A 21,552-nucleotide genomic window follows, 5' to 3' on the forward strand; every position below is an offset into this window, starting at 1 on the left:
AAAAAAAAGTAAAATTTTTAGATTTAAAATGCAAATGTATTTTAATTTTTAGAAATTATTTCTTTTGGTTTTTGATTCTTTATTCTACAAAAAAATACAACAATTGAATATATAAGAATAAAATATAATAATATTGGAGTAAAAGCCATAAAAGCAGAAATAAGTAAGATCCCATATAACCAATCGCTTATGTATTGAAAATAAGGAATAATATAACCAGTTCCAGACATTGTTCCTTCATTCCAACCTGTTGCATTTATTAAAAATAGTATATTTACCAAAACTATTAAGAAAAAAGCAATTTTAATAGAGTGTTTGTTATTTTTCAAAAAAATTCTTACAAAAAGCGATATAAGACAGCTTATAACAAATAAAGAGAGAATAGCTTTTGAATCATCTCCATAATCACCACTTAATAATATAGTTATAATAAAGTATACAATTATGAAAAAAACTATTTTAAAAAATAAATTCATTTGTGTCCTATGTCAAGATTTTATTTGAGTGTTTTATTTAAAATTTCTGTAGTTAAAACATGCATTATTCTAACAAAATAGTGTATATCTTCTCTTTAAATAATTTATTCAGTATATTTATTCTTTTTAGGAAAAGTTATAACTTAGAGCTTTTCTTTATTATATATTTTGTTCTCTTGAAGAGGTAAACTTCTTCGCTTCTCTTACTTTTTGGTCTCGAAAAAGTAAGCAAAAAAGACTGCCGAATTGATGAAGGAAAAGCTTCCTTCCAGTTAAATATTTATTTTCTGCCCTGCAAAACTCACTAAAGAGTGCATTTAGCACTCTTCTTAACGTTCAAGCAGTTTCGGGCTTTACCGAAAATAAACATCTAACTTCCAGCTTCATCAAAGGCAGAAAGAAATTCCTATAGTTCAAACTATCATTTGTAAATTTACTAGATAAAAGTTACAAGTATAAACAAATTAAAAATAATAACTGAAGGAATCCGAAGGGCTTTGTAGCCATTGGTGGTTTTCACAAAGAGAGTGCAAGTACAAGGCTTACTTTGTCCACACAAAGTAAGAGAGGCAAATACCTTTAGGTGTTTATAAAAAACATTGGCATATCTCATTAATTAAATAAGTATCCTGTCACCGGAATTTTTTCTTATACATCTAACGTTTGAATACACTAATAAAGTGCCGTAGATACTTTATTAGTGTGCTATGATTTGTTATGATAACTACTTTTTTAAACCCATCATTTGAAATAATTGAACATAGTGATTAACATCCGATGTGTTCTCCGCCATTCTATATTTTTCAATTTCTGGCATCTCATTCCATCCTTTTAATGTTTTATAGTCAATGCCTTTATATTCTAACAGTTTTTCCGCGGTAATTTCTTTAATAGTAATGTTAAATTTTTCTATTTCTTTGTCTATATTTACACTAATTGGAATAATTAAATTAGAACTAATTATTTTCAACATTAAATTAAATATTATTTTTGATATCAAATCATAAAATTTTATACTTGTTTCATTTTCTGTTAATGGATATAGTAATTCTTTATCTTCAGATAAAAAAATGATATTATATTTTGATAAATTTGCATGAGCAAGTAAATTTCTAATTTTTCTTATACCATTGTCTTTATTATTCAAAAACTCACATTCTATATTATTGATATAATTTTCAGATTTTAGTTTATCTATAGCTTTAACAAAACTAGCATCATAATCATGTATTTGGGATTTAATTATATTTTCTAGTATGTTAAATAAATATATAAGTGAAGCATGACCATTTAAATTTTTTTCTTTTGAAAGTTCTTCACAAGATATTAATAAATTTCCATAATATTTTGAATATTGCCAAATATAATCAATTACTTCACCTTTATCGTATATCATCTCAGTAATTTTCCTTTATGTATCATAACTATTTATTAGTAATACATTATGTATTCCTTACATCTAAAACTACGTAATAGTTTTACACTTATGATGTTAGCCTATTAAAGATAAGAAAATATCTAAAATAAGCTCTTTTAAATAAGAACATTTCATTTTGTAATATATTTTACAATATTTCTGAACTTTTTATATACTTTTTATGTTAGATTATTGACGTATATCCTTAATAGCTTATCAAAATGTATATATATTAAACAAAAATCGTAATAGTTTAACAAAATGTATTGTTACTATAATGAATTTTATTATTAAAGCAATCTACAAAAGATTGATTATAAGAGCGAGATTTTAAAATAAATCAAGGCAGAGATAATTTTATTCGTAGGAGCTTACTTGAAGTAAGTGACTAGAATGAAATTATCTCTAACGCAGAGTTATGAAGAAAGATTGCTTTTAGAATCAATCTTTCTTAGTGTAAGAAATGTCTTTTACCGCTAAAGTATAAAGACATATCATACTCATCAGCCGCCTCAATAATCTCATCATCTCTAATACTTCCACCTGGTTCAATTACACATTTTACACCGGCTTTATTTGCTTCATCGATACTATCTCTAAATGGGAAGAATGCTTCAGATGCTAGAACTGAACCTGTTACATCTATACCTAAATCTTCTGCTTTTCGTAAAGCTGCTTTTGCTGCGTCTACTCTACTTGTCATACCCATACCAACTGCTACCATAGCTGAGTTTTTCACGTATACTACACAGTTTGATTTTGTTAAGCTTGCTACTTTATATGCGATTTCCATATCTTTTACTTCTTGTTCGCTTGCTTCTCTTTTTGATTTTAGTTCTGAGTTTCTTACCTCATCATCTTCTACTTTATCAGCATCTTGATAAACAAATCCACCATCAACTATTTTGAAGTTGAAAGCATCATTTGCCATTTCAAGTTTAGATGTTCCTTGTTTGAATAGTTTGATTCTTTTCTTTTTGTTTAATTCTTGCTCAGCTTCAAGAGTGAAGTCTGCTGCAAATACTACTTCTAAGAAGATTTCATTCATTTTAACAGCTAGGTCTAAATCAACTACACCATTTACTGCAACTACTCCACCAAATGCTGAGATTGGGTCACATCTTAGTGCTTCTGTATAAGATTCTAAAAGAGTATCTTTGATAGCAAAACCACATGGATTTCCGTGTTTTACTATACATACTGCATTGTCAGTTCCAAATGCTGATGCTATTTTTGCAGCTCCTGAAATATCTCCCATGTTGTTAAAACTTGCTTCACCTTTTAAAGTGATAAATTTATTTGATAGGTGTTTATCAAACTCATATAATGCACCTTTTTGGTGTGGGTTTTCCCCATATCTTGTATCAAATACTTTTTCACCTACGATGAATTGTTTTGCACCCATTCCATTGTTGAATCTTTTGTTCATATAGTTTGCAATCATAGCATCATAGGCAGCTGTATGCTCATATGCTTTTATCATCATATCTCTTCTGAACTCTTGAGTATTTGTGTCATTTTTAAGATTGTTTAATACTAAGTCATAATCAACAACATCAGTTACAATAATAACGCTATCATGGTTTTTTGCAGCACTTCTAACCATCGCTGGACCACCGATATCAATGTTTTCTATAATCTCTTCAAAGTCATCAGTTTTTTCAATAGTTGCTTTAAATGGATACAGGTTAACACATACTAAATCAATACCTTCAACACCTAATTCTTTTGCTTGATCTAAGTGAGATTGTTTGTCTCTTCTATGTAAAATTCCACCATGAATATATGGGTTTAAAGTTTTTACCCTTCCTTCAAAACACTCTGGGAATTTTGTAACTTCGTTTGCTTCTATTACTGCTATTCCTGCATTTTGTAAAGCTTTATAAGTACCACCTGTACTAATTATCTCGTAACCTAATTTTACTAACTCTTTTGCAAAATTCTCAACACCACTTTTATCGCTAACACTGATTAATGCTCTCAAATTAATTCCTCTGTCGTTTATAATTTTTCGTGATTATACAAAAAAAGTAATTAGGAGTTGCTTTGCATAAAACTGTATATTAAATATACATAGTTTCAATTATTGGATGTAGCTTTTTGGATATTATTAATTCTTATTTAATGATAGGATAACTATATGACTAGCATAGATTTATTATGGATTTTGCTTTGTGGCTTTTTAGTATTTATGATGCAACTTGGATTTGCACTTGTAGAAACAGGAACTGTAAGGACTAAAAATACTATTAATGTAGCTATGAAAAATCTTATTGATACTGTTTTTAGTATAATTTTCTTTTGGATTATTGGCTTTGGCATAATGTTTGGAACTGATAGTTTAGGTCTTATAGGTCAAGATAAATTCTTAATAGATGGACTTAATTTAGAAGAAAATGGAATTTTTTTCTTTCAAGCTATGTTTGCCGCTACTGCTATAACTATCATCTCAGGAGCAGTGGCGGAGAGAATCAAATTTACTAGTTATATTGTAGTTTCAATTACAGTATCTGCTATTATTTATCCTATATTTGGTCATTGGGCATGGAATGACAATGGTTGGTTACATGAACTTGGATTTATAGATTTTGCAGGTTCAACTGTTGTTCACTCCCTTGGTGCTTGGATTGGATTGGCTGGAACAATTATTTTAGGTCCAAGACTTGGTAAATTTAAAAAAAATGACAAAATAAAATATTTTGCTCCTAGTAATCATAATTTTATTGTATTTGGTGTATTTATTTTATTTTTTGCTTGGTTTGGTTTCAATGCAGGAAGTCTTTTAAAATTTAATTTTTCTGTAACTTCAATTTTATTAAATACCCTTCTATCAGCTGTTTTTGGTGGATTTGGTGCTTGGACTATAACTTTATATAATAAAGAAAAAGTTGATGTTGAACTATTTAGTTTTGGAATTATTGCAGGATTAGTAGGAATTACAGCAGGTTGTTATGAATTAACTATAGCACAATCTGCATTTGTAGGTTTTATATCTGCTTATGTGATGCACTATAGCGATCAATTTTTAATAAAAAAACTTAAAGTAGATGATCCTCTAAGTGTTGTTAGTATCCATGGTTTTGTAGGAGCATGGGGAACAATTGCTGTTGGGCTATTGGGAAAACTTCCAGAAGGTTTTACTAGAGTACATTTTATTTATATACAAACATTAGGAGTATTGGTTGCTTTTGTTTTTGCATTTACATTAGGTCTAGTTTTGTTTTACTTTTTATATAGAATAAATTTACTAAGAGTTAGCAAAAAACATGAAGTTTTAGGATTAAATAGAAGTGAACATAATGCAAAACTTCCTTGGGTTGATACTATTGAAAGCATTGTAAATATAATGAAAACTGGAAATCTTCAGAAAAAGATCCATGAAGAAAGAGATACAGAAGTAGGAATAGTAGCTAAATTTTTCAACCATCTTTTAGTGATTTTAAGAGATAAAAATGCAAAACTCACTACCACAAATAATAACTTGCGAACAAAAGCATATAATGATGCATTAACAGGTATTCATAATAGAAGAGGTCTACAAGAGAGAATAAAAGATAAAATCCTAAATTTCAATTATTGTCTTGTAATAATTGATATAGACAAGTTTAAATTGGTAAATGATACCTATGGACATGATGTAGGAGATGAGATTTTAAAAGAATTAGCAAATACTGTTTCAAAAAAAATAAGACAAAATGACATTTTTGCAAGATGGGGTGGAGAAGAGTTTGTTTTATTACTAAAAACAAAAGATTTACAAGTTGCCGAAAATATTGCAGAGAAACTAAGAATTGATATATCAAAAACTGAATTTCCTACTGTAAAACATATAACTGCATCTTTTGGAATAAGCAGTTTCAAAAGTTCAGAACAAAGCTTCGATGAAGTATTCAAAAATGCAGATAAAGCTTTATATCAAGCAAAAGAAAATGGAAGAAATAGAGTATTTACCTTTTAAATTAAGCTTAAAAAATCTGATATCATATTAATCATATTTATGCTATACTAGTACTTACTAACAAAAATTTCACTACTTAAAAAACAACTATTTATTAGCTGTAATATTAAATATAAAACCTATTTATTAGCAATATTACCCTAGCAAAAGTTTTAAATTATAAAAAACAAAAGGGGAAAATGAATGAAGATAGAGATTATAACTGCTGTAAATGAAAACCTAAAAGAGAATGGCTTTGGTACTTTAGCTGTTTGTACAAATATATTAAATACTTTAAAAATCTCATATGACAATGCCAGAATGAATATCTGTAAAAGTGAAGAAGACTTAGAAAAAGTACTAAAAAGAAAACCTGACTTAATTATTTTAGCAGTTAAATATATTGAACTAAAAAACAAATCCAATATTTTATTGTGTGAATATTTTAAAAAACATAATATAAACTATACAGGATGTGAAAAAGATGTATTAAAATATGATTCAAATAAAGCCCTTACAAAATCATTTTTAAGAAGAAAAGGTATAAATACAGCAGATTATTTTATAGCAAATCCAAAAGAATATAAAGAAAAAGAATTTCCAATAGAATTTCCAGTTTTTTTAAAGCCTGTAAATGCTTCAAATAGTTATGGAATAGATGAGTTTTCATTGGCTAATAATTTTAAAGAATATGAAAGTAAAATATTATCTTTATATACTCAATTTAAAGAACCAATTTTAGTTGAAAAATACCTCGATGGAAGAGAATTTACAGTTGCTATTATAAAAAAAGATGAAAATGAACTATTAGTAAGTGCAATTGAGATATTGGCTAGTAATTCAGAATCTAATCACAATATATTATCAGAAAGAGTTAAAAGAGAAAATAGTGAGAAGCTCTTAGTTATAGAAGATACTATACTTAGAAGTAAAATTGAGAAAATAGCCCAAGACTCTTTTATTCATTTGAATATAAGAGATTATGGAAGAATTGATATAAAAACTAATAAAGAAGGTGAATGTTTTTTTCTTGAAATCAATTTAATACCAGGAATGAATGAGAGAAGTGATTATTTTCCAAGAGCATTTAAACTAACTCAAGATATAAATTATGACAAAGTTTTAGAGATGATGGTTGATAGTGCAAAAAAAAGAGTTTCTTCAATAGAAACTAATTGTCTCAAATAAAATTACAAAGAAGTAGTAAGAATTGCTTTACTGGGGTCACTTAAAAATTCATAACCATGGTACATGGTATAAATACCAAATATAATTACTAAAATTGCAGCTATACTAATAAAAAGATTTCTTAAGGCAATTTGTTTAAAAATCCCTACAAAAAAACCTAATGAAAACATTGCAGGAATTGTACTTAATCCAAAAATCAACATAACAAAAGCACCCCATAGAGCACTTCCTGTACTAGCAGCTGTTATTGCAAATACATAAACAAAACCACAAGGTAAGAGTCCATTTAACATGCCCAATAAATAGATACTAATAAAGCTATTAGAACCTAAAAGTTTACGAAAAGTTTGTTGATAGATTTTTGATTTTGAAACTGAGTGCTCTATACTAGTAAGAAATTTCAATTTGCCACTTAATGATAATCCAACTAAAATCATCAAAAAACCAGTAATTAAAAGTAATATGCCATTTGTGGTGTGATTAAAAGTTACAACACTTCCAAAATATCCAAAAATAAAACCCAATATTGTATAAGTAGAAACTCTTCCAAGGGCATATAAGATATGAGATAAAGATTGTTTTACTTTACTCCAAGAGTTATCTATCTTTGTACTTGAATAAGCTACAACTATTCCCCCACACATTCCAACACAATGTCCAAAAGAACCCAAAAAGGCAATTGCTATTATAGTTATTATGCTTATATTTTCCATTGAGTTCCTAATTGTATTAGATTAGCAGTTTTATAAAAAAGGCCAAAAAGCCTTTTTCATTATAAGTCTTGTTCGATTACTTTTTTAAATTTATTAAAGTAAATATCTTTTGCATTTTCTAAAGAGATTGTCACATCATTGATTGAGATTATATCTCCTCCAACTGTTCCAATTTTTGTACAAGAGATACCTTTAGAAGTTGCAAGGTTAATAAATGCTTCGATATTCTCTTCTTTTACTTCTACAACTGCTCTACTTAATGATTCACAGAAGATATCTTTTGAATCATTTAATTCAACAGATACATTTACACCTTTGTTTCCAACAACTGCCATTTTAGCAATTGCAATTGCTAATCCACCAACATTTACATCTTTAGCACTTGCTAAAAGAGATGATGTATTTGCATCAATAACTGTGTCCCAAAGTGCTAACTCTTTTTCAAAATCAACTTCTGGATGAACACCAGCTACTTTGTCATACATTTTTTTCATATATAAAGAAGCCCCAAATTCACCTTTTGTATCCCCTAAAAGGAAAAGTGTGTTTCCATCTTCTTGTAATCTTGAAGGTAAAACTCTGTTTGCATCTTCATTTACACCAACCATTGCAATTGAAGGTGTTGGGAAAACCCCTACTCCATTTGTTTCATTGTATAAAGATACATTTCCACCAATAACTGGAGTTACAAGTGCTTTACAAGCTGATTTGATACCTTCACAAGCCATTTTAAACTGCCACATAACTTCTGGGTTTTGAGGGTTTCCAAAGTTTAGACAATCTGTGATTGCTTTTGGTCTTGCTCCACTCATTGCTACATTTCTTCCTGATTCCATAACAGCAGCTGCAGCTCCTAGTTCTGGATTGATATAACAAAGTCTTGTATTACAATCAGCACTCATAGCAAGTGCTTTTCCTGTCTCTTTGATTCTAATTGATGAACCATCTAAAGTTCCAGGTCCTTCGATTGTATTTGTTTGTACCATAGAATCATATTGAGAATAAACCCATGATTTATCTACAACTTCCATATCACTAAACATAGCATCAAAAGCTTCTTGATTTGGGATATTTTTGTCTAATGTTATATTTTTTATATCTTTTAGATATTCAGGTTCTTTAACTGGTCTATCTAAAATAGGAGCTTCTTCTGATACTGGTTGAACAGGAACTTCTGCACACTTCTCTCCATGCCAAAATAATTCCATATTTCCAGTACCAGTTACTTCACCAATAACAGCAACATCTAATTCCCATTTTTCAAAGATATCAATAATTGCTTGCTCGCAACCTTTTTTAGCACAAATAAGCATTCTCTCTTGTGATTCACTTAACATAAAATCATAAGGAGTCATACCCTCTTCTCTTGCAGGTACTTTATCTAAATGCATAATCATACCTGAACCACTTCTTCCCGCCATCTCAAAAGAGGATGAAGTAAGCCCTGCAGCTCCCATATCTTGAATACCAATGATTAAATCAGTTTTAAACAACTCTAAACAAGCTTCTAAAAGTAGTTTTTCAGTAAATGGATCCCCAACTTGTACAGTTGGTCTTTTTGATTCTGAGTCTTCTGTAAATGAAGCTGATGACATAACTGCTCCACCAAGACCATCTCTCCCAGTTTTAGAACCCACATACATAACTGGATTTCCTAAACCTTCTGCTTTTCCATAGAAGATTTCATCGGCTTTTGCTAAACCTAAAGTAAAGGCATTTACAAGGTTATTTCCAGCATAACACTCTTCAAAAGTAGTCTCTCCACCAATAGTTGGAACTCCCATACAGTTACCATATCCACCAATACCAGCAACTACACCTCGAAGTAAAAATCTATGTTTAGCAGCAGTTTCAGAATCTCCCTCAATAGAAGCAAATCTAATAGAGTTCATATTTGCAATTGGTCTTGCACCCATTGTAAATACATCTCTTAAAATACCACCAACACCTGTAGCAGCACCTTGATAAGGTTCAATAAAGCTTGGATGATTGTGTGATTCCATTTTAAATACAGCAGCATAACCATCACCAATATCAATAACCCCAGCGTTTTCACCTGGACCTTGAATAACCCATGGCGCTTTTGTTGGGAAACCATTTAAGTATTTTTTACTAGATTTATATGAACAGTGTTCACTCCACATAGCAGAAAAAATACCAATTTCTACATGATTTGGTTCTCTTTTTAGGATATTTCTTATGTTTTCTAACTCTTCAAGTGTTAAAGAGTGGGCAAGAGCCATCTCTTCAGTTGTCATCTCTTTTTGCATTATTAACCTTAAGTTGTTTTATTAATGCGTGATTATAACTAAAGAAGATTTAATAAAAGTTTTAACCCTCTGAAAGGATTGAAATTTTTCCATTTTCAAGTTGAATATAAAGCTCTTTTACTCCATCAAAAAGATATGAATTTGTTTTATAGTGTTCATCCATAACTATTTTAAACATTTTTTTATTGAAAGAGTTTGGATATGGCATTATATTTATATTTGAGAAATCAATTGTTTTTTCTTCTTTTCTTGAGAAAATATACTCTTTTTGTTTTTTAAATGCATCAAAATCTTGTCCATTTGCTCTTTTAAAATCTTTTGAATAATAAGCTAAATATTTATCTACATCAGAAACTCTCCAAGCATCAGTCCAAGAGAAAATAAAAGCCAATACTTCACTCATCTCTTTTTTAGTTGTTGGTTCAATATCTTTTTCTGAAATCAATAAAACAGATTCATCATAATTTATGCTTTTATCTAAAATAACTAAACTTTCATTATCTAGTGCAATACAACCTTTTGTATAGTCTGATCTAGTCTCTTCAAAAGGCATACCATGAATCCAAATTCCATGACCTTCTTTATTTAAAGATTTATCAAAAGTATTTGGATAGTTTGTTACTAATGCTAAAGGACCGTAAAATTGATCAAGTTTAGTTAATTTTCTAGTCAATCTATAAGCTCCAATAGGAGTTTTTAAATCTCCTTCAAGAAATTTATCACCATCTTTTTCTCCACTAATCATTGTTTGCGTAAGAAGTTTTAAAAACTTTTTATCTTCTCTTTTAAAAAGTTCAAACTTTTTTGATAGTTTATCTGCTACTAAAACATATTTTTTTGATTCATAATATCCATATCTAACATCAACATTTTCTAAATACTTATTCCAGTACTCTTCACTTTTAAGTTGTCTATCTAACTCTTTTTGTACTTCTTCTATTCCCATTGTTCTATATATTGTTACAAAATCAGCTAAAAGATATGTATTAAATAACACTAAAACTAAAAACGCAATTTTCTTCAAAAACTTCTCCAAAATTATATTTAAGGTTGCAATTGTATAATAATACTCTTGATTTTATAATAAAAAGAGAAACGATTTGAAGTATTTAATATGCATTTTATTAATAGTGAGCTCACTATTTAGTTTAGAAGTAAAAAAACTGTCTTGGCCCAAAGGTGATACCTTTCTAACATTTCTACAAGAAAACAATATTGATAACAAACTTTATTTTAACTTAGAAAGAGAAGACAAAGAGTTATGTTCAGAGATTAGAGCAGGTGCCACTTATTATGAAACAAAAAATGAAAAAGGTGAACTAATTCAAGCCTTAATAGAAGTATCAGAAGAGATACAACTACAAGTTTACAAAGATGGTGATTCTTATAAATTTTCTACTCTTCCAATCATTTTTGATGAAGCTGTTGAAACCGTAACTATTCCTATTACATCATCACCCTATCAAGACATATTAAATATGACTTCAAATAGTGAATTAGCAAATGAGTTTATTCGAGCATATAGTGGAAGTGTAAACTTTAAATATATGAGAAAAAATGACACCATTACAATAAAATATAGACAGAGAATCAGACTAGGTCAATATCATGGAACACCAGATATTATTTCAGCAGTTGTAAAAATAAGAAATAAAGAATATTTTATATTTAAAAATGAAGATGATGGGAAATATTATAATGAAGCTGGTAAAAGTTTAACAAGTTACTTTTTTAAAATACCTCTAACTTATACTCGTATTTCAAGTGCTTTTACATTGAAAAGATGGCATCCCGTATTAAAAAGATACAGAGCCCACTTAGGAATTGATTATGCAGCCCCAAGAGGAAGAGCTATTCATTCAGCTGCTGATGGAAGAATTGTATTTAGAGGTAGAAAAGGTGGATATGGGAATGTTATTGAGATAGTTCACAAAAATGGATATAAAACTCTTTATGCACACCAAAGTAGATTTAAGCCTGGACTTAGAGTAGGAAGTAGAGTTAAACAAGGACAAACAATAGGATATGTTGGTACAACGGGTGTTAGTACAGGCCCACACTTACACTTTGGTTTGTATAAAAATGGAAGAGCAATAAATCCAGCTAAAATAGTAAGAGTAACAAAAACAAAACTAAATGGAAATGCAAAGAAAAAATTCCTTAAATATACAAAAGCCTTATCAAAAGAACTTGAAGAAAAAAGTAAAAATCCAACGCAAGAAGTTTTAGATTTAAAAGAAATACCAAATAAAAGCTTACTGAAAGTGTAAATTTGAAAGTAAATGGAAAGTTTATAGAAAAAAATCCAACAGAACTTCTAAAAAAGTTAGATAAGCTACATCCAAGTGATATAGCTTATTCTTTAAAAAAAATAATAAAAAATGATCCAGATGATTTTGTCTTTATTCTAAAAAATTTACCTGAGGACATACTTGGTGATGTAATTTTAGAACTTCCTGAAAAACTAAGAGAATATGCTTATAAAGAGCTAACTATTGAAAAACTTACAGATGCTGTTGATGAATTGGAATCTGATGATCAAACAGACATTTTACAAGAAATAGAAGAACTTAATATTGATAAAGCTAAAGAGATTTTTGATGGTCTTGAAGTTGATGACCAAGAAGAAATTAATTGGTTAAAAAGATATGAAGCAGGAGAAGCTGGTGCATATATGCAAACAGAGCTTTTCAGCGCAAACTTAAATGAAACAATCAGTAGCTCAATAGAAAAACTTAGAATTGCAAAAGAAGAAAAAGAACTTGAAAATATCCACCAAGTTTATATAGTAGATGATAATAAAATTTTAGTAGCTTCTATTTTGTTAGAAGATTTAATTATTTTTGATTATAAAAAAACTTACAAAGAAATAATTGAAGAACATGGTGCTAAAAGATTCAAACCCTATAAAGTAAATGATGATGAACTTATAAAAGATGTTGCAAAGCAATTTGAAAAGTATGACCTTAGCGTTGTAGCTGTAGTTGGTTACCAAAATATGCTAATAGGAAGAATTACATCAGATGATATTTTAGATGTTATTGAAGATAGTGCAACGGAGCAAATGTATCAATTAGCTGGGGTTCATGATGACTTTGAACATGATAGTTTTATATTTACAGCTAAAAAAAGAGCTATGTGGCTTTTTATAAATCTAGGGACTGCTATATTAGCTTCTATGGTTATTGGTTTTTTTGATCAAACTATTCAGGCATTTGTTGCTTTAGCTGTACTTATGCCAATAGTAGCTTCAATGGGTGGAAACGCAGGAACACAAACCTTAGCTGTAATGGTTAGAAGAATGGCATTAGGTGAAATAGATTTTGAGAACTCAAAAGATGCTATTATAAAAGAGGTTTTAGTATCGCTACTCAATGGTTTCCTATTTGCTTTAGTTGTTGGTATAATTACTTATTTTTGGTTTAATACACTTCTTTTAGGTTTAGTAATAGCACTTTCTATGATAATAAACCTATTTAGTGCAGGTTTTTTTGGAGCAACTATACCACTTTTTCTAAAAAAATATAATATTGATCCAGCAGTTGGAAGTACAGTTTTACTTACAACAGTAACTGATATTGTCGGCTTTTTTAGTTTTTTAATGCTAGCAAAATTGATTTTACTCTAATTTTTAATTGTGATATAATTAATCTTTAAAGGGTATCCATGAAAAAAGTTTCTTCAGCATTTTATATAGCTTGTATTTATTTTATTCTTAGTTTTTTTTGGATTTTATTTTCTGATAAAGCTATTTTATTACTTACTCAAGAGAATCAAATATTAACTTACATCCAAACAATAAAAGGTTGGATTTTTATATCAATTACTTCAATTTATTTATATTTTATTATTTCAAAAGAGTTTAAAAAAGAACAAGACTTAAAAGAGTATTTTAAAAAAAGCCTTGATAACTTAGCTTCACCAATTATAGTTTTTAATGAAGAGGGTAAAGTTTTAACTATAAATAAAACTTTTGAAAAACTAACTGGCTACAAATATAAAGAAGTAGATACCATAGATAAATGGACAAAGCTTGCCTATGAGAATAATGCTTCAAATGTAAAAGAGATAATAAATTCACTTTACACAATCAACGAAATATTTGATAATGGGATATTTAATATTAAGACAAAATCAGGAAAAGTATTAATTTGGCATTTTTATTCTGCACCTTTTGGTATAAAAAAAGGTAAAAGAACAATTATATCAAATGCAGTGGATATTACAGATATAAAGAACAAAGAAAAAATAATGAAGCAACAATCTAAAATGGCAGCAATGGGAGAAGTTTTAGAAAATATTGCACATCAATGGAGACAACCATTATCAAATATATCTGCAATTTCTACTGGTATTGGATTAAAAAATGAATTAAAAACACTAGAAGAAAAAGAGATTCATGATTCAATGAATCAAATTAATGATTCTGTTCAATATTTATCAAAAACTATAGATGATTTTAGAAGCTTTTTTAAACCCTCAAAAGAAAAAACAAACTTTACAATTGAAGAGACATTTGAAAAATCTTTAATGATTATTGGAAGTAAATTTAAAAATGAGAATATTGAATTTATAAATGAAATAGATAATATAGATATAATAAATGATAAAAATGCCCTAATACAAGTATTAATAAATCTTTTTAATAATTCAAAAGATGCTTTTATTGAGAATAATTTAAGTAATAGGCTAATATTTATCAAAACAAACATAAAAGATAATAAACTTATTATTGAAATAAAAGATAATGCAGGTGGAGTTAATGAAAGCATTATTAATAAAATATTTGAACCATATTTTACAACCAAAGACAAATCTCTTGGTACAGGAATTGGATTATATATGAGTGAAGAAATTGTTGTAAAGCACATGCAAGGAGAAATAAATGTTGAGAATATAGAATTTGAGTACAATGAAGAAAAACAAAAAGGTGCAAAATTTTCGATAATTTTACCCCTGAAAAATTAAAGAATTTCTAAATCTAACTCCAAATAATCTTTTCCAAAATTAACTTTATAACTTAATTCATCATCACTATTTTTTATCAACTTTGTAAATTCTTTACTATTTGCAAAATAATTTGTTCTAAAAGAAAGTTTATCATTTTCAGCTTTTAAATATAAAAAAACTTCTCCATTTGCACTTAAATTTGTTGCTTTACAATACATATAACATTTTAATTGATTATTTTCAAATTTTGAGCTGTCTTCAATCATCTCAAATGGATAAATATATCCATTTGAGTCAAAATATGAAAATTTGATTTTATTGATTTTTTCTAAATTAAGCACGAAGTATTATTTATGTAAAGATTGAGCTACTATTGATAAAAACTCATCTTTTGTTTTTTTCTCTTTTTTAAATAACCCTCTAAGCGCTGAAGTGACAGTCGTAGAGCAAATTTTTTCAACTCCACGCATTTCCATACACATATGTCGTGCATCTATCATAACAGCTACTCCTTTTGGATTTAAGGCTTCATGTAGGGCATCACAGATTTGTTCTGTCATTTGTTCTTGAATTTGTAATCTTCTTGCAAACACATCAACTACCCTTGGAATTTTTGAAAGTCCTACAACTTTTCCATTTGGAATATATGCCACATGTGCTTTTCCAATAATTGGCAACATATGATGTTCGCACATAGAATAAAATTCTATATCTTTTATAACAACCATTTCATCATTTGAACTTGTAAAAAGTGCTGAATTTATTATCTCTTTTGGATCTTGATTATATCCGCTACACATAAAATCAAAGGCTTTTCTCACACGACTTGGAGTTTTTTCTAAGCCTTCTCTAGTTACATCTTCCCCTACATATTCAAGTACACTTTTTATTGCATCTTCAAATTTTTTTTCATCTTTCATATATTCCCTTTAAATATTTAACATCTCACTCATATTCCATATGGGAGTAAAAATTGCAAGCATAATCCATAATATCAGCGATGAAATAAGTATAAGAAAGATTGGTTCAATAAGAGAAGTTAAAGACTTAATCTTTTTATCAAACTTTTTTTCATACAAAACTTGTAATCTCTCTACACATATATCCAAAGAATTACTAACTTCACCACTTCTTATTAAACTAATAACCAACTCATCAAATAATTCTGTTGAATTAAATGAGTATGAAATTGATTTGCCATTTTTAAGATGTTCATTAATAGACGATATTCTAGCCAAAAGGTATTTAATCTTTTATTTGCTACAAAATACTAAAGAAGGCAACCATACTTTCATCATTTATTGGTTTTCTTAGTATACTGTGACACGAATTGTGTCACGCGATTACAACTCACTTATTACGCAAACCCTATACCGCTTCCATTATAATTAATAGAATACAATAATTTATATCAGTTATAAAAAAAGGCATGACTTCGGTTGTGCCTTTTTTTATGCTTGATAAATAGTGTAACTTAACTATTTGTTATCATAAAAATAATATAATCACGATACCAAAGGAAAAAAGATGTCAGAAAAAAGAGTATTAGAAACTATTGAAATAGAGAGTGGCTTTGAGGTGGATTGTATATTACCAGAGTTTTACTCTATAGAAGAGTTTAAACAAACTATTAAAAATGAGCTGTTTAAAGTTTATGATACTATTGATGTAATCAAAAAAGATTTGATAATTATTGAAGTCATTATTGATGTTGAACCTATTATTTACTTTTTTACAAAGTATACTGTTAAAGAAAGATATTTAGGAGATAAAGGGAATTTTTTCAGATTTAAAGCAGGAATAGCAAAAGAAAATATTATTGGTTCGCTAAGAAAAAAAGAAGTACAAGGCAATATTGTAAAAAAAGTTTGTGAAGAACTTTCCTTGACTCCAAAACAGTTAGCTGAGGAAATAGGAATAAAAGAACAAAGCTTACGAAATATGAATTCTAATGGTAGAATTACTGAACAAGTAGAAAAATCAATTAACCTTTTAATAAAAAACCACAATTTGAAAACTGAGTTAAAGAATTATCATATACTTAAAGAAGCCCTAAAAAATCTTACTAAAGAAGTATGACGGTTTTAAACCGATGTACTTTTTTAGTATAAACAAATAAATATCTATAATAATTAATTACAATATTCTTGACAAATATAATTTTTTAGTATATCATTCTTTTAAATTTATACTTTAAAAGGATAAAAAAATGGAAAATATACTTGAATTTACAGATGGTCAAATAACAGTTTCGACATTAATTATCGCAAAAAATGTTGATAGGCAACATAAAAATATAATAGAATTGATAAGAGATAATATTTATGATTTTAAAGAATTTGGTAGACTAGATTTAAAATCCGAGCTATCAAGAGGGCAAAAAGGTTATGCTACATATTATAAGTTAAATGAACAACAATATAGTTTACTTATGACTTATTTTAGAAATAATCCAAAAGTTAAAGAATTTAAAAAAAATATGGTAAAAGCATTTTTTTTAATGAAAAATCAACTGGAAACTTTGCATAAAGGCAAAGACCTACAAAAAGTAATATCAGGTCTTAAAAGTGGTATGAGTAGAAAAGATAAGAAAATCCAAAGATTAGAAGACGAACTAGAGCAGTTAAAAATAGAACATAAAAAAATGTTAGCCTTACCAAATTTCACTAAGGATGAAAAGCTAGAAATCATTATGAAAAAAGCAGATGATTTGTTAAAGCAAAACTATGATAGTGGTTATTATGGATTTCTTCAAAATAATTTAAAATTTTATAAAGAGTATATTGAAGTTTTAAAATCAGGTGGAAGTGCTTTAGAAAAATTCGCAGTCAATCAAATAGAAGAAGAGCGAAGAAAAAGAAATGAAGCAAGAGATAAAGAAGTAACTGTAACTATGAAATATAATAACTTAGTTGATAGAATACAAGGCTTTATTGAAGCTTCAAATAAAATCACACTTTTAAAGAAGATATAGACAAGGTGGGTCAATAAAGACCCTTGCCTAATAAAAAGAATCTCGAATCTTCTTAGTTAGAGCCACTTGCCCTTTCCCTGTTATTTTTGTAGTAACAGTTATTCTCGTAGAGCCATCTGGATTATTAATTGTTCTTTCAATAACTTCAAAATAGCCATTATCAATATGTTGTTGTAAAGGCTGATTAAATCTAGTTCCAGAAGATATTAAATACTTATTATGTCTTAACCATTTAAATAGTTTATTTTGACCTATTTTAAAATCATCAGAACTTATTGCTTTAGCAAACTCTCCTATTAAAATAGATGTATAGCTTTGAGAAACACTATCTGCAAATAAGACTTTTGGCTCATTCTTCTCAACTTTGTGTTCTAATATAACGACTTTGTTTTGTAGATTATCAATCATTTTTGCATTTTCTAAAAGTAATTGTTCTACTGTTAAAGGTTTATTAGCTTCTTTTTCTACTTCAATAAAGTATCTTCTTACTTGCTTACCTTTAGGAGTATTTGAAACCATACATAACTCTTTTGCCATATCCATAGTTACTATGTAGTCTATTTTGGGGTTACTACCATTCTCCCCATTTTTGAGGAGTATATAATCTTCACTTTCAACAAAGTCATATTTATCTATTGCTCTTTTAATCCATGTGTTGTAATCTGTACTTATTCCCAAATACTCATATAACTCTCTACTATTAACAGAATTTAACTCTTCTGTACCAATATCTGTTTTAAGAATTTTGATTAATTCTTTTTTCTCTACTACACTCATGAATTTCCTTTACATTAAATCGTGTGAATTCACACTGTTAAGCTTTTAAAAAGCTTCGACATATCCTTTGAATTTCAATTTTTTTTTATTTATATTTAGCACATTTAAATTATTATATTAAAAAAATATTTTAAATACTATTTTTATTGCAATTTGTAATATCTACTTTTAGAAGTTTTAAATTACATAATATTTATTCTTTCACCAAAGACTTAACTCTCTCTAACTTCTCTTTACAACTATTCGCAACTTCCCAAACATCAGTTAATAATGTAGCAGTATCACTTTGCATGGCATAGTTTTCTTTTTTATTTGGCAAGTCTTTACAATCTAATAGTTCACCTGGTATTGTTTGTTTGACATAGATAGTTTTAGTTACTGTTTTTGTTGTTTGAATTTGTTTGGTCCCACAACCTGTTAATAGTATCAATAAGGATAGGGGCAGTAGGTGCATCATCATTTTTTTTAACATGGGTTATTTCTCCTTTTATTTTTTCATATATTATTGCATCGTTTAACTCTTTTTTATGTTGTTCACTAAGAGCTGTTAAACTTTTCTCCTGATCTAGTTTATATTTATCAAATTCTTTTTGATTTTCTTCATTAGTTAGAATTGTTTTATTTAGTTCTGTTCCTGTAAATGTTAAAGCATCTTGAAACTCTAATATTGTTTTATCTTTTTGTTCTATCTTATAATCCATATAATAAAATCCACTACCAATAGCAGCTATAAAAACAACTATTGCTAAATATAGATATATAGAAGAACCACTAAAAAATCCTACAGCACTTTTGACTATTGTTCCCCACATCTTCACTCCTTACCAAAATATATATTTACCATCTGAAAAGAGTTTATATTTTTGTCCGTATTTATAAACCTTTTCAGAATACTCATAGTTAATGTCACATGCGTTTATCTTTTGACCATTATTAAAAGTGATAGTTTTTCTTTTACAGTACTTTTTTGCTATATCATGTGGTATTTCTCTTATACCTAATTCATTTCTTGCCCTTGTAATCTCTTTGTTTACTAGACTTCCACCATTATAAACTTGGTATGCAACCCAAAGGTGCGAACTATATGCTTGTTTTTTAGCATCTTTCATAATATAGGCTTGGGCTAGAAGCTGATTTTTTATTGAACTTATATTGTCAATACCTTTTTTGGATAAAAAGCCTTGCCACCATCTATAAGTAATTTGAGCAACTCCTTGACTTCCTACTCCATCACGACTGATAACATCACGACAATTGCTCTCTTGTCTAAGTTGACCTACTGCATACCAATATGGGTAATCAAGCCCAAAAACTTTGTAGTGGGCTCTTCTTACTTCTTGAACATAACTATTGCATCTATCCGCCGAAGCAGTAACACAAAGGAATAACAATATATAAAGCAATCCTCGCATAATAAGCTCCTGTTTGTTCTACTAAGGGTTTATCCCAATCTATCTTTGTAAAAAAAGCTTTTCCCATGTAGTGTGCATGAAGTCCACCCCAACTTGCTAATAACATTTTTAATATAACTAGCTGAATTGGATTAGGAAATGAGTTATAAATCCCTTCCATAAAAATTGTCATTGTTATTACAAAAATAATTAAGTCAAATAAAACTCTAGTTATGTTTTTAACTGTACAGCCATTAAGTCCACATGAGATATATTTCATTTTTTATCCTTTAGTCAATTAACTTATAAAATTTCTCAATAAACTTTCTTATCTTATGGGTAAGTTTGTTTATTAAATCAGGTTTTTCAATCTCTTCGCCACTATAAATACTTATTGCATTTAGTAAAATACTTATTGTTTCAGCTATTATCAAAAGCTTTATAATAGTACTTACATATCCACCAAATACATCAAATAACTTTATTCCAATGAACATAAAAGAAATAGATATAGGGATGATTAAGATAACTACCTTAGCAACTATTCCACTTATCATTACTTTGTATTGAAAGGTTTTGAACTTAATAGACTTGATAAGTCCTAAACTATAGTCTATAGCTATTAAGACACATAATATAGTGACCATTTCAACATCAAGTTTTAAATAAGCTAATAACCACATAAATGGAACATACGCTGAGTTACTAGCTATTAATTTTGTCTCCATCATCCTCATACTCCCCAATCAATATCATCAATCAAAGTTCCATTACTCTCAGCATTATTGCTTATGTCTCTGATATTATCTATCCAAGCATAATCATTTGCAAAAGCACTATCCATTCTAGGATTGTTAAGTTGCCAAAAGATTGGATATTTTGCTTCAATAATTTCTCTTGCTTTTTCTTTTATTGCAGATACTCTCATTTTTTCTTTTAAGTCTGTATCTTCTACCCATGTATTAGATTGAGCATCCCATTTATCAAACTCTTTTGGTGTAAGAAGAGTAAATCCCTCTTTAATGTCGCCAATATAATCTACTAATGAGATAGATTTATCAGCAGTTGAATAGACAGTTTTATTTCTATAGTCTTTTTTGGCTAACCATTTATTATTATTCTTATCAAAAATAGCTACTTCATCATTTAATAAATTACAAAGTTCTATCTCTGTTGAGTTATCAGGTAAATCAAAAAGGTCACTATCTTTTAATTTAAATTCATCAACTTTATTGAGATATTCAAAAGTATCTACATCATATATATATCTTGTTTTTGGAAGTGGTATTTGTTTCCATTCATCATTTACTAATACTAACTTTGTATCTTCAATTAATATTGGCAATGGTTTTGTTGTTTTATTTGGTAAATCATTACCCAAAAATTTTAAATCTAGTTTTTCAGTATAAAGATATTCTTTAGTGACTGCATCTACTGTATGTACATTTGTTTTCATAAT

23 protein-coding genes are annotated in these 21,552 nt (G+C 28.3%); 7 read left to right on the top strand and 16 right to left on the bottom strand.

The annotated features are described in order from the left end of the window. Positions 1 to 41: 41 nt before the first annotated feature. The 3 genes from ACNI3D_RS12410 to purH all read right to left on the bottom strand — a co-directional run bounded on the left by ACNI3D_RS12410 (position 42) and on the right by purH (position 3,877). Positions 42 to 476, bottom strand: coding sequence for a hypothetical protein (locus ACNI3D_RS12410; protein ID WP_419767219.1), 435 nt, complete (start codon positions 474 to 476; stop codon positions 42 to 44). Between the two features lie 724 nt (positions 477 to 1,200). Continuing rightward, complete coding sequence (locus tag ACNI3D_RS12415) at positions 1,201 to 1,872, bottom strand: hypothetical protein (RefSeq protein ID WP_419767220.1); 672 nt, start codon at positions 1,870 to 1,872, stop codon at positions 1,201 to 1,203. 472 nt (positions 1,873 to 2,344) lie between these two features. Further along, positions 2,345 to 3,877 carry a bifunctional phosphoribosylaminoimidazolecarboxamide formyltransferase/IMP cyclohydrolase gene (purH, locus tag ACNI3D_RS12420; RefSeq protein WP_419767221.1) on the bottom strand — a complete coding sequence of 511 codons (1,533 nt, stop codon included), beginning with the start codon at positions 3,875 to 3,877 and terminating at the stop codon, positions 2,345 to 2,347. Positions 3,878 to 4,033: 156 nt separating this feature from the next. Here purH and amt point away from each other — a divergent pair, with 156 nt between their 5' ends. Continuing rightward, positions 4,034 to 5,851: an ammonium transporter gene (amt, locus tag ACNI3D_RS12425; protein ID WP_419767222.1), complete on the top strand. Its 1,818-nt coding sequence runs from the start codon at positions 4,034 to 4,036 to the stop codon at positions 5,849 to 5,851. 183 nt (positions 5,852 to 6,034) lie between these two features. Next, entirely contained in the window at positions 6,035 to 7,018 is a 984-nt protein-coding gene (locus tag ACNI3D_RS12430; RefSeq protein WP_419767223.1) for a D-alanine--D-alanine ligase family protein, read from the top strand. Between the two features lie 2 nt (positions 7,019 to 7,020). Here the strand turns inward: ACNI3D_RS12430 and ACNI3D_RS12435 are convergent, their stop codons facing one another. The 3 genes from ACNI3D_RS12435 to ACNI3D_RS12445 all read right to left on the bottom strand — a co-directional run bounded on the left by ACNI3D_RS12435 (position 7,021) and on the right by ACNI3D_RS12445 (position 11,025). After that, positions 7,021 to 7,731, bottom strand: coding sequence for a sulfite exporter TauE/SafE family protein (locus ACNI3D_RS12435; RefSeq protein ID WP_419767224.1), 711 nt, complete (start codon positions 7,729 to 7,731; stop codon positions 7,021 to 7,023). Between the two features lie 59 nt (positions 7,732 to 7,790). Further along, positions 7,791 to 10,001: a phosphoribosylformylglycinamidine synthase subunit PurL gene (purL, locus tag ACNI3D_RS12440; RefSeq protein ID WP_419767225.1), complete on the bottom strand. Its 2,211-nt coding sequence runs from the start codon at positions 9,999 to 10,001 to the stop codon at positions 7,791 to 7,793. 61 nt (positions 10,002 to 10,062) lie between these two features. Further along, positions 10,063 to 11,025 (bottom strand): L,D-transpeptidase family protein, encoded by a 963-nt coding sequence (locus tag ACNI3D_RS12445; RefSeq protein WP_129101747.1) that lies wholly within the window; start codon positions 11,023 to 11,025, stop codon positions 10,063 to 10,065. 76 nt (positions 11,026 to 11,101) lie between these two features. Between ACNI3D_RS12445 and ACNI3D_RS12450 the strand changes: the two genes are divergently transcribed. Genes ACNI3D_RS12450 through ACNI3D_RS12460 form a run of 3 tightly spaced genes read left to right on the top strand, consistent with a single transcriptional unit; the run spans position 11,102 to position 14,969 of the window. Continuing rightward, positions 11,102 to 12,271: a peptidoglycan DD-metalloendopeptidase family protein gene (locus ACNI3D_RS12450; protein ID WP_129101748.1), complete on the top strand. Its 1,170-nt coding sequence runs from the start codon at positions 11,102 to 11,104 to the stop codon at positions 12,269 to 12,271. A gap of 2 nt (positions 12,272 to 12,273) precedes the next feature. Beyond that, positions 12,274 to 13,629 (top strand): magnesium transporter, encoded by a 1,356-nt coding sequence (mgtE, locus tag ACNI3D_RS12455; protein ID WP_129101749.1) that lies wholly within the window; start codon positions 12,274 to 12,276, stop codon positions 13,627 to 13,629. Positions 13,630 to 13,667: 38 nt separating this feature from the next. Then, entirely contained in the window at positions 13,668 to 14,969 is a 1,302-nt protein-coding gene (locus ACNI3D_RS12460; protein WP_419767226.1) for a PAS domain-containing sensor histidine kinase, read from the top strand. Here ACNI3D_RS12460 and ACNI3D_RS12465 read toward each other — a convergent pair. From ACNI3D_RS12465 to ACNI3D_RS12475, 3 genes are read right to left on the bottom strand one after another with little or no spacing between them, the layout of a single operon-like run. Then, positions 14,966 to 15,292: a hypothetical protein gene (locus ACNI3D_RS12465; RefSeq protein ID WP_419767227.1), complete on the bottom strand. Its 327-nt coding sequence runs from the start codon at positions 15,290 to 15,292 to the stop codon at positions 14,966 to 14,968. The two genes, ACNI3D_RS12460 and ACNI3D_RS12465, sit on opposite strands and share 4 nt — an antisense overlap. A gap of 6 nt (positions 15,293 to 15,298) precedes the next feature. Beyond that, positions 15,299 to 15,871, bottom strand: a complete 573-nt coding sequence (gene folE, locus ACNI3D_RS12470) for a GTP cyclohydrolase I FolE (RefSeq protein ID WP_129101752.1) — start codon at positions 15,869 to 15,871, stop codon at positions 15,299 to 15,301. 9 nt (positions 15,872 to 15,880) lie between these two features. Continuing rightward, positions 15,881 to 16,189: a type II secretion system F family protein gene (locus ACNI3D_RS12475; protein ID WP_164969800.1), complete on the bottom strand. Its 309-nt coding sequence runs from the start codon at positions 16,187 to 16,189 to the stop codon at positions 15,881 to 15,883. A 289-nt stretch (positions 16,190 to 16,478) separates the two neighbouring features. Here ACNI3D_RS12475 and ACNI3D_RS12480 point away from each other — a divergent pair, with 289 nt between their 5' ends. Then, positions 16,479 to 17,030 (top strand): hypothetical protein, encoded by a 552-nt coding sequence (locus tag ACNI3D_RS12480; protein ID WP_419767228.1) that lies wholly within the window; start codon positions 16,479 to 16,481, stop codon positions 17,028 to 17,030. Between the two features lie 130 nt (positions 17,031 to 17,160). Next, complete coding sequence (locus ACNI3D_RS12485; protein ID WP_419767229.1) at positions 17,161 to 17,925, top strand: Rha family transcriptional regulator; 765 nt, start codon at positions 17,161 to 17,163, stop codon at positions 17,923 to 17,925. Between the two features lie 27 nt (positions 17,926 to 17,952). Here the strand turns inward: ACNI3D_RS12485 and ACNI3D_RS12490 are convergent, their stop codons facing one another. The 7 genes from ACNI3D_RS12490 to ACNI3D_RS12520 form a co-directional block, all read right to left on the bottom strand. Then, on the bottom strand, positions 17,953 to 18,702 hold the full coding sequence (locus ACNI3D_RS12490; protein ID WP_419767230.1) for a phage antirepressor KilAC domain-containing protein: 750 nt from the start codon (positions 18,700 to 18,702) through the stop codon (positions 17,953 to 17,955). Positions 18,703 to 18,895: 193 nt separating this feature from the next. Continuing rightward, positions 18,896 to 19,132: a hypothetical protein gene (locus ACNI3D_RS12495; protein ID WP_419767231.1), complete on the bottom strand. Its 237-nt coding sequence runs from the start codon at positions 19,130 to 19,132 to the stop codon at positions 18,896 to 18,898. Continuing rightward, entirely contained in the window at positions 19,074 to 19,514 is a 441-nt protein-coding gene (locus ACNI3D_RS12500) for a hypothetical protein (RefSeq protein ID WP_419767232.1), read from the bottom strand. Before ACNI3D_RS12500 ends, ACNI3D_RS12495 begins: the two co-directional genes overlap by 59 nt. Positions 19,515 to 19,523: 9 nt before the next feature. Continuing rightward, on the bottom strand, positions 19,524 to 20,093 hold the full coding sequence (locus ACNI3D_RS12505; protein ID WP_419767233.1) for a hypothetical protein: 570 nt from the start codon (positions 20,091 to 20,093) through the stop codon (positions 19,524 to 19,526). After that, positions 20,059 to 20,373 (bottom strand): hypothetical protein, encoded by a 315-nt coding sequence (locus ACNI3D_RS12510; protein ID WP_419767234.1) that lies wholly within the window; start codon positions 20,371 to 20,373, stop codon positions 20,059 to 20,061. The genes ACNI3D_RS12505 and ACNI3D_RS12510 overlap by 35 nt, the downstream gene beginning before the upstream one ends. Positions 20,374 to 20,383: 10 nt before the next feature. After that, the gene (locus tag ACNI3D_RS12515; protein WP_419767235.1) at positions 20,384 to 20,821 is read right to left on the bottom strand and encodes a phage holin family protein; all 438 of its coding nucleotides are present in this window, start codon (positions 20,819 to 20,821) and stop codon (positions 20,384 to 20,386) included. Positions 20,822 to 20,826: 5 nt separating this feature from the next. Further along, on the bottom strand, positions 20,827 to 21,549 hold the full coding sequence (locus ACNI3D_RS12520) for a hypothetical protein (protein ID WP_419767236.1): 723 nt from the start codon (positions 21,547 to 21,549) through the stop codon (positions 20,827 to 20,829). Positions 21,550 to 21,552 lie beyond the last annotated feature (3 nt).

The organism is Arcobacter siniprincipis (SeqCode) (assembly GCF_048571125.1).
Classification (GTDB): Bacteria; Campylobacterota; Campylobacteria; order Campylobacterales; family Arcobacteraceae; genus Arcobacter; species Arcobacter siniprincipis.

Excerpts from the sequence above, each read along its gene's own strand:
- ACNI3D_RS12520 (WP_419767236.1), bottom strand. The coding sequence starts at position 21,549 with ATGAAAACAAATGTACATACAGTAGATGCAGTCACTAAAGAATATCTT.
- amt (WP_419767222.1), top strand. The coding sequence starts at position 4,034 with ATGACTAGCATAGATTTATTATGGATTTTGCTTTGTGGCTTTTTAGTA.
- ACNI3D_RS12410 (WP_419767219.1), bottom strand. The coding sequence starts at position 476 with ATGAATTTATTTTTTAAAATAGTTTTTTTCATAATTGTATACTTTATT.
- folE (WP_129101752.1), bottom strand. The coding sequence starts at position 15,871 with ATGAAAGATGAAAAAAAATTTGAAGATGCAATAAAAAGTGTACTTGAA.
- ACNI3D_RS12510 (WP_419767234.1), bottom strand. The coding sequence starts at position 20,373 with ATGAAATATATCTCATGTGGACTTAATGGCTGTACAGTTAAAAACATA.
- ACNI3D_RS12490 (WP_419767230.1), bottom strand. The coding sequence starts at position 18,702 with ATGAGTGTAGTAGAGAAAAAAGAATTAATCAAAATTCTTAAAACAGAT.
- ACNI3D_RS12460 (WP_419767226.1), top strand. The coding sequence starts at position 13,668 with ATGAAAAAAGTTTCTTCAGCATTTTATATAGCTTGTATTTATTTTATT.
- ACNI3D_RS12480 (WP_419767228.1), top strand. The coding sequence starts at position 16,479 with ATGTCAGAAAAAAGAGTATTAGAAACTATTGAAATAGAGAGTGGCTTT.
- ACNI3D_RS12435 (WP_419767224.1), bottom strand. The coding sequence starts at position 7,731 with ATGGAAAATATAAGCATAATAACTATAATAGCAATTGCCTTTTTGGGT.
- ACNI3D_RS12515 (WP_419767235.1), bottom strand. The coding sequence starts at position 20,821 with ATGGAGACAAAATTAATAGCTAGTAACTCAGCGTATGTTCCATTTATG.
- ACNI3D_RS12485 (WP_419767229.1), top strand. The coding sequence starts at position 17,161 with ATGGAAAATATACTTGAATTTACAGATGGTCAAATAACAGTTTCGACA.
- ACNI3D_RS12430 (WP_419767223.1), top strand. The coding sequence starts at position 6,035 with ATGAAGATAGAGATTATAACTGCTGTAAATGAAAACCTAAAAGAGAAT.
- ACNI3D_RS12500 (WP_419767232.1), bottom strand. The coding sequence starts at position 19,514 with ATGTGGGGAACAATAGTCAAAAGTGCTGTAGGATTTTTTAGTGGTTCT.
- ACNI3D_RS12415 (WP_419767220.1), bottom strand. The coding sequence starts at position 1,872 with ATGATATACGATAAAGGTGAAGTAATTGATTATATTTGGCAATATTCA.
- purL (WP_419767225.1), bottom strand. The coding sequence starts at position 10,001 with ATGCAAAAAGAGATGACAACTGAAGAGATGGCTCTTGCCCACTCTTTA.